This window comes from Bradyrhizobium sp. P5_C12 (genome assembly GCF_054049735.1).
The window spans coordinates 302,800-314,054 of sequence record NZ_JBFULU010000001.1; the positions used below are offsets into that span (position 1 = coordinate 302,800).

Sequence of the window (11,255 nt, forward strand, 5' to 3'; positions counted from 1 at the left end):
GTCCCCGCGCCGCGCTCTTGCCCTATTCGACGGGTTGTTAAGGGCCGGCGGGAATCGTAAAAACGCGAACGCTGGTTGCGTTTCAATTGAGAAGACGCCGAACCCCGTAAGCTCCTGCCGGAGAGACTGCCTTGATGATCCGTCATTTGATGGTTCCGATCACTGCCGCCATGGTCACCATGGGCGCCGCGGGCGCCTATGCGCAGGGATTCCCCGCGCCGCTGCCCGGCCAGGCTTCCACCAGTTCCGCGTTTCCGCCCGTGAACGGCTCGGCGCCCGTCGCCTCCGTCGGCGGCGCGCCGCAATCGTCCTTCCCCGTCAACGGTGCCGCGCCCGTCGGTGGCGCCGGCGCGTTCAGTGCGGCCCCGCCGACGCAAGGTGGCCCCGGCGAGGACTGCATGAAGGCGTTCGTTCCGCTGCGCGAGGAGGCCGAGAAGCGCGGCAAGCTGATCAAGGCCGCGAGCGATCGTCACGCCCCGCCGGACGAGGCCTGCAAGCTGATCCGCAACTTCAGCCAGGCTGAAGTCAAGATGATCAAGTACATCGAGTCCAACGCCGCCAAATGCGGAATCCCGCCGCAGATCGGCGCGCAGATGAAGGACGGCCACAAGAATACCGAGGCCATGGCCACGAAGGTCTGCAACGTCGCGCAGCAGATGCAGAACCAGCCGCGCGGTCCGGCCGGCCCGTCGCTGAGCGAGGTGCTGGGTTCGGGCTCGGCGCCGGAGGCCAATGCCGGCAAGAAGGGCGGCAGCACCTTCGACACGCTCAACGGCAACGTCCTGACCCGATGAGCGATACATCCGCCCGCGTTGCCGATTCCACCGGCAACTGGGTCGATACGCTCGCGCCGCCATGGGCGCGGCCCTACTTGCGGCTCTCCCGCTTCGATCGTCCGATCGGCTCCTGGCTGCTGCTGATGCCGTGCTGGTGGTCGGCGGCGCTCGCCGCCGGCATGGCGCACGACGTCAGCCGCCTGCCCATCACCATCGTGCTGTTCTTCATCGGCGCTTTCCTGATGCGGGGGGCGGRCTGCACCTGGAACGACATCACCGACCGCGACCTCGACGCCAAGGTCGAGCGCACGCGGTCGCGGCCGCTGCCGTCAGGGCAGGTCAGCACCAGGCAGGCGCTGGCCTTCATGGTGGCGCAGGCGCTGACCGGCTTGCTGGTGCTGCTGCAATTCAACCGCTTCGCGATTGCGACCGGTATCGCCTCGCTCCTGATCGTCGCGATCTATCCTTTCATGAAGCGCATCACCTGGTGGCCGCAGATCGTGCTCGGGCTGGCCTTCTCCTGGGGCGCCTTGATGGGATTTGCCGTCACCTTCGGCCGCATCGACCTGACCGCGCTCGTGCTCTATGCCGGATCGATCGCCTGGGTGATCGGCTATGACACGATCTACGCGCATCAGGACGCCGAGGACGACGCGCTGATCGGCATCAAGTCCACCGCGCGCCTGTTCGGCGCCCACACGCACCAGGCGCTGATCCTGTTCTACGGGTTAGCTGTGATGCTGATCGGCGTCGCGCTGGCGTCAGGCGATGCGCGCTGGCCGGCCTGGCTCGGGCTTGCGGCCTTCGCCACGCATCTGGCGTGGCAGATCGCGCGGCTGAACATCAGCGACGGCGAGCTTTGCAAGCGCGTGTTCTATTCGAACAAGTATGCAGGCTTGCTGCTGTTTGCGGGATTGCTCGCGGACGCGGTGATGCGGGCGGCGTAGCTGTCGTAGGGTGGATTAGCGAAGCGTAATCCACCTCTCTCGTCGCCGCGGAAATGGAAGAGGTGGGTTACGCCTTCGGCTAACTCACCCTACGAGACCGCGCTCAATTCCGCGCGATGATCTCGCGCTCGGCGCGATGAACCGGCAGTTCGCGCGCCATGGCGGTGCGACGGCGCATCAGGAATTTCGGGCGGCGGGCGCGGATCGCGTTGCAGCGGCGGCGGCGGGCCGCGGGCTTGCGTGCACCTTCGTCGAGCTGCGGCAGCGCGAAGATCTCGCTCCAGGTCGCCCAGGCTTCAGCGAGCTCGTCGCCATCGGCGCCGATGAGCAGCGGAACGGAGAGCGAAGGGTCGCGATGGACGAGGACCAGGGTCTGCGCCTCGTCGTTGCCGCGCAGCGCGACGCCGGTGAAGTCGCTGACGCGCACATTGATCGCCATCTGCATGCCGCGGACGGCACGGCGCAGCACCACGCGTTCGCGATGAAGCTCGATCTGCCTTGTATATCCGTCGGCGCGCGGATCATGCGCATCGAAACGGACCGGAAGGGAAAGAGGGTCGAGCCGCAGGGAGCGGCTCGACCCGGCGGGGTTGGCCCCGCATGTTGCTGTTTGACGCCTCACGGCTTTAGTCTCCCCGCCAGGATTATGTTCCCGGTCGATGCGAGGACCTTAGCGCGGCAGCTCGCGAAACCGCTTAAAAAGGCTGGTTAACCCACCGTCACCGCCGCTCATGATTGACAAGACCTTGGCGCGCATGATTGACGAGACGTTGCGCGCGGCTTGCGAATCTGAGCTTTTTGCAAGCGGAAAACGCTTGAAGTCCGCACCAATTGGGCACATCTGGTGTCGAGGGCCGGTATCGCCCCGAAACCTCCCGCCCCGAACAGGATTTCGTTTGTGAACCCTTCACCATCCGCAAGCTCGACGCTTTCGTCCAAAGCCAACCGCGACCTGTTCGACCAGTCCGCGCTGTCCGATCTGGCACAGCGGCTGGTCGAGGCGGCCAAGCGCGCCGGTGCCGATGCGGCCGATGCGGTCGCGGTGCGCGGCATCTCGCAAGGCGTCGAGGTGCGCGACGGGCGCGTCGAGGAATCCGAGCGGTCGGAGGGCGACGATGTCGGCCTGCGCGTGCTGGTCGGCCAGCGCCAGGCGGTGGTCTCGACCAACGACGCCAGCGGCGATGCCGTGACCAAGCTCGCCGAGCGCGCCGTTGCGATGGCGCGGGTTGCGCCCGACGACAAATATGTCGGGCTTGCCGATCCCGCGCTGCTCGCGCGCGATTTCCCCGATCTCGATCTGCTCGATCCCGACGTGCCGGCCACCACCGAGCTCGAGCGCCGCGCGCTCGAAGCCGAGGCTGCCGCGCTCGGCGTGAAGGGCGTGACCAAATCCGGCGGCGCCTCGGCCTCCGCCGGCATGGGCGGCATGGTGCTGGTGACCAGCACCGGCTTCCACGGTTCCTATCTGCGCTCGAGCCAGGGCATCTCGGCGACCGCGATATCGGGCGAAGGCACCGGCATGGAGCGCGACTACGACTTCACCTCGGCGCCGCATGGCGCGGATCTGCTGTCGCCCGACATCGTCGGCCGCTCCGCCGGCGAGCGCACCGTGGCGCGCGCCAATCCGCGCAAGGTCGAGACCTGCAAGGTGCCCGTCGTGTTCGATCCGCGCGTCGCGGGCTCGCTGGTCGGCCACGTCGTCGGCGCCATCAACGGCGCCTCGATCGCGCGCAAGACCAGCTTCCTCAAGGACAAGCTCGGCCAGCAGCTGTTCGCGAAAAACATCCGCATCATCGACGATCCGCTGCGCAGGCGCGGCCTGCGCTCGCAGACCTTCGATGCCGAAGGCGTCGCGGTGAAGAAGATCGCGCTGATCGACGAAGGCGTGCTGACGACCTGGCTGCTCGACTGCGCCACCGCCCGCGAGCTCGGCATGACCACCACCGGCCACGCCCATCGCGGCGTCTCGTCCTCGCCGTCGCCCGGGCCGTACAATCTGCATCTCGAGGCCGGCACGCCGACGCCGGCAGAGCTGATCTCCGACATCAAGCAGGGCTTTTACGTCACCGACCTGATCGGCTCCGGCGTCAACGGCGTCACCGGCGACTACAGCCGCGGCGCCTCCGGCTTCTGGATCGAGAACGGCGAGCTGACCTATCCCGTGAGCGAGGTGACGATCGCGGGTCATCTGTTCGAGATCTTCAAATCGATGCAGCCCGCGAACAATCTCGAATTCCGCTACGGCGTCAACGCGCCGACCGTGCGCATCGAGGGTTTGACGCTTGGCGGACGCTGACGCGAACGGGACTCTGCTGGTGCGCGATGCGGCGCTGCTGAAAGACACGGTGCGGGAGGCGGGCGCGCTCGCGCAGTCGATGTTCGGCACCGAGCTCAGGAAGTGGACCAAGGGCGCCTCCTCGCCGGTCTCGGAAGCCGACATCGCCGTCAACGACCTGCTTGAAGCGCGCCTTCGCGCCGCCACGCCGGACTATGGCTGGCTCTCGGAAGAGAGCGCCGACGACGAGACGCGGCTGTCGCGGCGGCTGACATGGGTGGTCGATCCGATCGACGGCACGCGCAACTATCTCAATGGCCACGACGAATGGTGCGTCAGCGTCGCGCTGGTCGAGGATGCCTCGCCGGTGCTGGCCGCGGTGTTCGCGCCGGCCAGCGACGAGTTCTTTTTCGCGATCCGGGGACAGGGCACGACGCTCAACGACGCAGCCGTGCGGGCGGCGCCCGGCGCCGCGCTCGACTTCTCCCGCGTCGCCGGCCCGAAGCCGCTGGTCGAGCGGCTCAATATGGCCGGCGGCGAGATCAAGCTGCATCCGCGAATCGGTTCGCTCGCGCTCCGGCTCTGCCGGGTCGCCCATGGCGCGCTGGATGCGGCTTTTGCGGGGGGCAACAGCCATGATTGGGACCTTGCGGCGGCCGATTTGATCGTGCAGGAAGCGGATGGTAGGATGAGCGACCTCTCCGGAGAACCCATCCTCTACAATCGCCGGGAAGTGGCGCACGGGGTGCTGGTGGCAGCGGGTCGCGATCGTCATGCGGGCATTGTCGCGCATTTTCGAAACCGCCCCTTGCCCTGAGCGCCTTCGCTGTGCTTGTCGAACACTGCTTTGCCGGGCAGCCCGTAAGGAAGAGAACCCATGCCAGATAGTGCCCCGCAACAATTGCTGCATCTCGTGATCGGTGGTGAGCTGCTGGATCTCGAGCACAACACCTTCAAGAATCTGGACGATGTCGAGATCGTCGGCCTCTATCCGAACTATGCGACGGCCCACGCCGCATGGCGGGCGAAGGCGCAGATGACGGTCGACAACGCGCAGATGCGCTATTTCATCGTCCATCTCCACCGGCTGCTCGATCCGAATCAAGAACCGAAGCCGGCGCGTTGAAAAAACTGCTTCGCAATACGCTGCGAAGCAGCTGGCTTCAGCGTGCCGTCGGGGTCCTGGCGGCCGAATATCTGCGTCTGGTCTGGCGGACCAACAAATTCACGTTCGATCCGCCGGATGTCTATGACATCGTCGAGCCGCAGATCCCCGCGATCTTCGCCTTCTGGCACGGCCAGCATTTCCTCACGCCCTTCATCAAGAACAAGGACTCCTACCGGGCCAAGGTCCTGATCTCCCGCCACCGCGACGGCGAGTTCAACGCCATCGCGGTGGAGCGACTCGGCATCGGCCTCATCCGCGGTTCCGGCGACCATGGCAGCGCCTTCCACCGCAAAGGTGGCGTCGGCGCCTTCAAGGAGATGGTGCGGACGCTGCAGGACGGTTGTAATGTCGCCCTGACCGCCGATGTCCCCAAGCGCGCGCGCGTGGCCGGGCTCGGCATCATCATGCTGGCACGGGAATCGGGGCGGCCGATCATGCCTTTCGCGATGGCGACCAGCCGCTTCATCCGGCTCAAGAACTGGGACCGCACCACCATTAATTTGCCATTCGGGCGGGGCGCATTGGTCGGCATCAAGGAAATCCATGTTCCGCCGGATGCCGACGCTGCGACCATGGAAGCGCTGCGGCTGGAGCTGGAACAGACGTTGAACGAGGCGACCCGCCGCGCCTATGCGCAACTCGGCCGCCCGGGACCTGAAGATGGCTAATTCGCTGCCCAAAGCGCTGCCGATGACGCTGCGGATGTATCAGCGCCTGGCCGCCGGCCTGGTGCCGCTCGCGCCTGCGTTGATCAAGCGGCGGCTGAAGCAGGGCAAGGAAGATCCCGCGCGCGTCGGCGAACGGCGCGGCCTCAGCCAGGATGTGCGGCCGCACGGCCCGCTGGTCTGGATCCACGGCGCCAGCGTCGGTGAGGTGCTGGCTGCGGCCGCGCTGATCGGGCGGCTGCGCGATCTCAACCTGCGTATTCTGCTCACCTCGGGCACGGTCACGTCGGCCGCCGTGGTCGCAAAACGCTTTCCGCCCGACGTCATCCATCAATACGTGCCCTACGACTCCCCGCGCTACGTCGCGCGCTTCCTCGACCATTGGAAGCCGTCGCTGGCGCTGTTCATCGAATCCGATTTGTGGCCGAACCTGATCCTGGCGGGCGCGACGCGCCGGGTGCCGATGGTGCTGATCAACGGGCGGATGTCGTCGCGCTCCTTCCCGCGCTGGCAGCGCATGCACGGCACGATCTCCGCGTTGCTGTCGCGGTTCGACATCTGCCTCGCGCAATCGAAGACCGACGCCGAGCGCTTTGCCGCGCTCGGTGGCCGCGACGTCGCCACCACGGGCAATCTCAAGCTCGACGTGCCGGCGCCGCCTGCCGATCCCGCCAAGCTCGAGCGGCTGATGGCGATGACGCGCGGGCGGCCGATCATCGTCGCCGCCTCGACCCATCCGGGCGAGGAGGAGATGCTGGTGGCGGCGCATCGCAGCCTCGCCGGCTTCTTTCCGCAGCTTCTGACCGTGATCGTGCCGCGCCATCCCGATCGCGGCTCCTCGATCGGCGGCTTGATCACGGCCTCGGGCCTGAAGCCGGCCTTGCGCTCGCGCGAGGAGCTGCCGTCGGCCGCGACCGACATCTATGTCGCCGACACCATGGGCGAGCTCGGCCTGTTCTACCGGCTCTCGCCGGTCGTGTTCATGGGCGGATCGCTGATCCGTCATGGCGGACAGAATCCGATTGAGGCGATCAAGCTCGGTGCGGCGATCATCCATGGCCCGCACGTCTTCAACTTCACCGACGTCTACGAGGCGCTCGATCAAAGCGGCGGGGCGCGCCAGGCCGAGACGCAGGAGCTGCTGATCAAGCAGCTCGGGCAGTTGCTGGCCGATCCGGTGGTGCGCGACACGATGCAGCGGTCAGGTGCGGGCGTGGTCGAGCAGCTCGGCGGCGCGCTGGAGCGGACCATGACCGCGCTCGAGCCGTACCTGATGCAGTTGCGGATCGAGATGGGAGCCGCCAATGCGTGAGCCGGCCTTCTGGTACCGGCCTCGCTCCTTCAAGTCGCATGCGTTACGGCCGCTGGGCGCGCTCTATGGCGCGATCACCGAACGGCGCATGCTGCGCGACGGCGTGGACGCCGGCATCCCCGTGATCTGCGTCGGCAACTACCATGTCGGCGGCGCCGGCAAGACGCCGACCGTGCTCGCGCTGACGAAGCTGTTGCGCGAGCTCGGCGAGACGCCGGTCGTGCTCAGCCGCGGCTATGGCGGGCGGCTGGAGGGCCCGGTGATGGTCGACCGCGAGCGCCACACCGCTTCCGACATCGGCGACGAGCCCCTGATGATGGTGCGCGACGTGCCGGTCGCGGTCGCGCGTGATCGGCTGGAGGGCGTGGCGCTGGCAAAGTCGCAGGGCGCGACCTTGATCCTGATGGATGACGGCTTCCAGAACCCGCGTCTGTTGAAGGACGCCTCGCTGATCGTGATCGACAGCGAGCGCGGCCTCGGCAACGGCAAGGTATTTCCCGCCGGCCCCCTGCGCGCGCCGCTGAAGGCGCAGCTCGCGCGCACCGACGCGCTGGTGCTGATCGGTGACGGCCATGCCGCGGACGATGTCGCGGCCGAGGTTGCGAAGCGTGCCAAACCGGTGCTGCGCGCGCGATTGAAGCCGGATGCGGCCGTGGTCGCTCAGCTGTTCGGCAAACGGGTTTTGGCCTTCGCCGGCATCGGCGATCCCGAGCGCTTTTTCCGCACCCTGCGCGCCAGCGGCATCGAGGTTGCGCGCACGCGTCCCTTTGCCGATCACCACATGTTCTCGCAGGCCGAGATCGCCGCGCTGGTGGCGGACGCACAGCGCGAGCAGCTCACGCTGGTGACGACGGAAAAGGATCTTGCGCGCCTGCGCGGCAACAAGGGCGTGCCGGACGGCATCGTGCCGTTCGCCGTCCAGCTCGAATTCGATGATCCGGCCGCGCTTCGGCACCTGATCAGCGATCATCTCTACAAGGCGCGCGAGCGGCGGTTCAGCAGGCGATGATCTCTACGGCGCTCACCATGCCCCAACGGCCATCAATCCGATAATCGTCAGGCACGAGATGCAAGCCGTCACGACAGTATAGCATTCGGGTGTATTCATTGCTTCCTCCCAAACTGTTGCCAATTGCTTGGTCACTGCTACGCGGGAGAGGTCGTCGGTCCTGAGGTCGCTTTAATTCGAAGCGCCGTGACCGGTTTTGCGGAGTGTGTCCGTCCTGTCGACGTCACCCTGATCCGCTGGATGATGATCCGCTTCTCGAGCGTCGGAGCGTTCAGCTGCGATCAGCAGCTGTTTCCGCATTTCAGCGAGGCGGGCGCGGCAATATTCACGATAGAGCAGGTCCAATATGGTGGGCATGATCACCCCCATCGTTTGACTCTCGATTTACAGGTATTCCACCGCGAATTTTCGAGGTGATCGTAGCCCGTCAGATGGCTCTTCGATATGAGCCCGTTCACAGACTGTGCCAATTCCAAAGCTCAATGGCCGTTTGGTTGACTTGATCGTCTGTGCGATAAAAACAACAGGGCTAATTACCTAACGTGCACCATAGCAGCCCTCTGTTTCAGCAAGACTTCGTCAAACAACTTAAGGGCGCCGAACCGCAACGAAAACTCCACCACAGCGCGAAATGACTTACCACGGAGTGCAAGCACGACTCGATGCAACGCGGATCGGCGCGACGGAGATCATGTGCTGTGCGACTCACGGTTCAGGCGCACGAATCGTCGCGGCGCCGGCGCAGACCATCCCCGTGCTCGCGCTAAGCTGCACGGCTCGTGCGACGCCGCAGGGCAGCTGCGCTTTGCCGCCGCAGCGGCCGCCTGCCATTCACGCGGCATTCATCGCAAAACTCCTACCAGTTCGGACGACCAGGAGAATTCGATGAAACTTCCGTCCGCGGCCGTCGCCGCCAGCCTCGTGTGTCTGATCATTGCGCCAGTGCTCGCGCAGACGTCGCCGCCAGCCGCACCCGCCCCGACGGCCACCGTGCCGGTTCCCGCCACCAAGCGGGTGACCTGCCTCGCAACGACGCAGGCGCTGAAAGGGCAGGACAAGCGCGATCAGATGCAGCTCTGCATGGCGCAGGCGCGCGTCGATTGCCTGAAGCAGGCGATCGACCAGAAGGTCGTCGGCGAGCCCCGGAAGAATTTCATCAAGACGTGTGTCGGCGGCGATGGGGCGGAGCCGCAATAGGCGCGCGCCCGTGGCCTTACGGCTGCGGCTTCGGCGCGCCGGGGAAATGCCGCTGCAGCACCGCGGCGGGCGTGGCGTAGGCCTCCTGCAGGTCCACGCTCCAGTATTTCAGTTCGTCGAGCGGGATCCGCGTGTCGGTGATCGCGCAACGGACATAGGTCCCCGGCGAGATCACGCGGAAGTCGCCGTCGAGATATTGTACCTGCGCTTCGCCGTGGCCGGAGGGGCCGAACTTGTTCAGCACGGTCGATAGTCTCCGTGAAAAGGGCTCTCCGTGGAAAACCCTGGAGGGCATGATTTGGTGAATTCGATCTAGCATAAATAAGATGCCTTGTCCGCCCGTCAAACCCACCGATTTGTGATGTTTTGCCGCTGTTTGCGCATGATAGTGCTGCGGCGAAGGATCGCTGGTTCCGGCTCGCTTGAGACCGGCGCCTGATACGGCAGAGTCCGATGCGCCTTCGACTGACCGCCCTGTTTCTGATGCTGCTGATGTCGGCCGCGCACGCGGCGCCGGCGCCGCAGCAGGTCGACATTCCGCTCGCTTCCGGAATCCTGCACGCGCAGCTCTACAAGCCCGAGGGTGAGGGGCCGTTTCCGACGGTGATCGCGCTGCACGGCTGTGGCGGCCTCGGCAGCCATTCCGAGTCCGTGCTGCCGCGCTATCGCGACTGGGCCGAGCGGCTGCTCAAGGCCGGTAACGCGGTGCTGCTGCCCGACAGCTACGGCTCGCGCGAGCTCGGGCCGCAATGCCGCGTCAAGGAGATGCGCGTCAAGGCGCGGCGCGAGCGTGTCGCCGACGTCGCGGCGGCGCGCGCCTGGCTGATGAAGCAGGACTGGGTGGCGCGCGACCGCGTCAGCCTGATCGGCTGGGCCAACGGCGCCAGCGCGCTGCTGTGGGCGGTGCGTCCGCAGAGCGCGACGCGCGACGCTGGTCCGGATTTCCGCGCCGCGATCGCGTTCTATCCGGACTGCCGGATTTCCGCCGGCCTTGGCTGGAGCACGCGGGTACCGACGCTGGTTTTGATCGGCGCCAATGACGACGTGTCGTCGCCGCCGGCCTGCCGCCAGATGGTCGAGGGTGCGCATGGCCGCAGCGCGCTCGCGCGTATCGTGGTCTATCCCGGCGCCTATCACGATTTCGACCGCGCCAACACGCCGCTGCACGCAGCTGCCGGCGGCACCGACGCTGCCGCACCCGAGCACGGCCATCTCGGCACCGACACGCAGGCGCGCGCGGATTCGCAGAAGCAGGTTGCGGAGTGGCTGGCGCGGTGATGGTGGTCTCGTAGCCCGGATGAAGCGAAGCGAAATCCGGGAATCTCAACACGCGACCCCGGATTACGCTTCGCTTCATCCGGGCTACGGGCTTCCAAAGCGGGACCGCCCGGGGAACAACGATCGAAGCGGACAGCCCCGCATCGACCACCGCCCTGCACGGATAATGGCCGACCGTGAATCTACGGATCGTGCCTCACGCCGGTTTCAGCATGCGGCGTCGCCATCATTCGACCACGATGTGGACTAAACGCATCCACATGCGCAACCGCATCGTCCTGTTCTCCTCCGCACTGATCGTCTTCACCGTCGCGATCTTCCTGTTCGAAGCCCACGCCGGCGCGCCGCAGCTCGCCCCGGAACATTGCGGCTTCTGGACCACGATCGACGCGGGATTGTCCTGTAGGTAATCTGCGGAGCCTCGCCGCCCTGCACATGGCGGGTGTGTGAGACGCGCCATCTCCCCAACGTCGTCCCGGCGAAGGCCGGGACCCATACCGCATGATCTATCAATTGCGGGCGGTAGGAGTACCGAACGACGAGTCTTCGCCACACTCCTCCTTGGGGTTATGGGTCCCGGCCTTCGCCGGGACGACAGCGAGTGTGTGGCACGCGCGCCCCCGCCAAC

At 66.2% G+C, this 11,255-nt stretch carries 14 protein-coding genes; 12 read left to right on the plus strand and 2 right to left on the minus strand.

The features are described from left to right. The first annotated feature begins 134 nt into the window (after window positions 1-134). Both ACXJMY_RS01430 and ubiA read left to right on the plus strand, forming a co-directional pair. Window positions 135-794 carry a hypothetical protein gene (locus ACXJMY_RS01430; protein ID WP_456617527.1) on the plus strand — a complete coding sequence of 220 codons (660 nt, stop codon included), beginning with the start codon at window positions 135-137 and terminating at the stop codon, window positions 792-794. Continuing rightward, complete coding sequence (ubiA, locus tag ACXJMY_RS01435) at window positions 791-1,723, plus strand: 4-hydroxybenzoate octaprenyltransferase (protein ID WP_456617528.1); 933 nt, start codon at window positions 791-793, stop codon at window positions 1,721-1,723. Before ACXJMY_RS01430 ends, ubiA begins: the two co-directional genes overlap by 4 nt. Window positions 1,724-1,826: 103 nt before the next feature. Here ubiA and ACXJMY_RS01440 read toward each other — a convergent pair whose 3' ends face one another. Next, window positions 1,827-2,345: a DUF6101 family protein gene (locus ACXJMY_RS01440; protein WP_456617529.1), complete on the minus strand. Its 519-nt coding sequence runs from the start codon at window positions 2,343-2,345 to the stop codon at window positions 1,827-1,829. Between the two features lie 276 nt (window positions 2,346-2,621). Between ACXJMY_RS01440 and ACXJMY_RS01445 the strand changes: the two genes are divergently transcribed. From ACXJMY_RS01445 to ACXJMY_RS01480, 8 genes are all read left to right on the plus strand, one after another. Continuing rightward, window positions 2,622-4,019: a TldD/PmbA family protein gene (locus ACXJMY_RS01445; RefSeq protein WP_456617530.1), complete on the plus strand. Its 1,398-nt coding sequence runs from the start codon at window positions 2,622-2,624 to the stop codon at window positions 4,017-4,019. Then, window positions 4,006-4,815 carry a 3'(2'),5'-bisphosphate nucleotidase CysQ gene (locus ACXJMY_RS01450; protein WP_456617531.1) on the plus strand — a complete coding sequence of 270 codons (810 nt, stop codon included), beginning with the start codon at window positions 4,006-4,008 and terminating at the stop codon, window positions 4,813-4,815. The genes ACXJMY_RS01445 and ACXJMY_RS01450 overlap by 14 nt, the downstream gene beginning before the upstream one ends. Window positions 4,816-4,875: 60 nt before the next feature. Further along, entirely contained in the window at window positions 4,876-5,124 is a 249-nt protein-coding gene (locus ACXJMY_RS01455; protein WP_456617532.1) for a DUF4170 domain-containing protein, read from the plus strand. Further along, window positions 5,121-5,834 carry a lysophospholipid acyltransferase family protein gene (locus ACXJMY_RS01460; RefSeq protein WP_456617533.1) on the plus strand — a complete coding sequence of 238 codons (714 nt, stop codon included), beginning with the start codon at window positions 5,121-5,123 and terminating at the stop codon, window positions 5,832-5,834. The genes ACXJMY_RS01455 and ACXJMY_RS01460 overlap by 4 nt, the downstream gene beginning before the upstream one ends. Next, window positions 5,797-7,143 (plus strand): 3-deoxy-D-manno-octulosonic acid transferase, encoded by a 1,347-nt coding sequence (locus ACXJMY_RS01465; RefSeq protein WP_456617534.1) that lies wholly within the window; start codon window positions 5,797-5,799, stop codon window positions 7,141-7,143. The genes ACXJMY_RS01460 and ACXJMY_RS01465 overlap by 38 nt, the downstream gene beginning before the upstream one ends. Next, window positions 7,136-8,152 (plus strand): tetraacyldisaccharide 4'-kinase, encoded by a 1,017-nt coding sequence (gene lpxK / locus ACXJMY_RS01470; RefSeq protein WP_456617535.1) that lies wholly within the window; start codon window positions 7,136-7,138, stop codon window positions 8,150-8,152. The genes ACXJMY_RS01465 and lpxK overlap by 8 nt, the downstream gene beginning before the upstream one ends. Before the next feature lie 186 nt (window positions 8,153-8,338). Beyond that, a complete protein-coding gene (locus ACXJMY_RS01475; RefSeq protein ID WP_456617536.1) occupies window positions 8,339-8,569 on the plus strand; it encodes a hypothetical protein in 231 nt (76 codons plus the stop codon). Window positions 8,570-9,037: 468 nt separating this feature from the next. After that, on the plus strand, window positions 9,038-9,349 hold the full coding sequence (locus ACXJMY_RS01480) for a hypothetical protein (RefSeq protein WP_456617537.1): 312 nt from the start codon (window positions 9,038-9,040) through the stop codon (window positions 9,347-9,349). Window positions 9,350-9,365: 16 nt separating this feature from the next. Here the strand turns inward: ACXJMY_RS01480 and ACXJMY_RS01485 are convergent, their stop codons facing one another. Then, window positions 9,366-9,593 (minus strand): DUF2093 domain-containing protein, encoded by a 228-nt coding sequence (locus tag ACXJMY_RS01485; protein ID WP_456617538.1) that lies wholly within the window; start codon window positions 9,591-9,593, stop codon window positions 9,366-9,368. A 209-nt stretch (window positions 9,594-9,802) separates the two neighbouring features. On the opposite strand from ACXJMY_RS01485, the gene ACXJMY_RS01490 reads away from it, so the two are divergent. Both ACXJMY_RS01490 and ACXJMY_RS01495 read left to right on the plus strand, forming a co-directional pair. Next, window positions 9,803-10,627 carry a dienelactone hydrolase family protein gene (locus ACXJMY_RS01490; protein WP_456617539.1) on the plus strand — a complete coding sequence of 275 codons (825 nt, stop codon included), beginning with the start codon at window positions 9,803-9,805 and terminating at the stop codon, window positions 10,625-10,627. A 212-nt stretch (window positions 10,628-10,839) separates the two neighbouring features. Further along, a complete protein-coding gene (locus tag ACXJMY_RS01495) occupies window positions 10,840-11,037 on the plus strand; it encodes a hypothetical protein (RefSeq protein WP_456617540.1) in 198 nt (65 codons plus the stop codon). The last annotated feature ends 218 nt before the right edge of the window (window positions 11,038-11,255 follow it).

Bases quoted from the DNA above. Each gene is read 5' to 3' on its own strand.
- ACXJMY_RS01490 (WP_456617539.1), top strand. From the start codon at position 9,803: ATGCGCCTTCGACTGACCGCCCTGTTTCTGATGCTGCTGATGTCGGCC.
- ACXJMY_RS01455 (WP_456617532.1), top strand. From the start codon at position 4,876: ATGCCAGATAGTGCCCCGCAACAATTGCTGCATCTCGTGATCGGTGGT.
- ACXJMY_RS01495 (WP_456617540.1), top strand. From the start codon at position 10,840: ATGCGGCGTCGCCATCATTCGACCACGATGTGGACTAAACGCATCCAC.
- ACXJMY_RS01480 (WP_456617537.1), top strand. From the start codon at position 9,038: ATGAAACTTCCGTCCGCGGCCGTCGCCGCCAGCCTCGTGTGTCTGATC.
- lpxK (WP_456617535.1), top strand. From the start codon at position 7,136: ATGCGTGAGCCGGCCTTCTGGTACCGGCCTCGCTCCTTCAAGTCGCAT.
- ACXJMY_RS01465 (WP_456617534.1), top strand. From the start codon at position 5,797: ATGCGCAACTCGGCCGCCCGGGACCTGAAGATGGCTAATTCGCTGCCC.
- ACXJMY_RS01430 (WP_456617527.1), top strand. From the start codon at position 135: ATGATCCGTCATTTGATGGTTCCGATCACTGCCGCCATGGTCACCATG.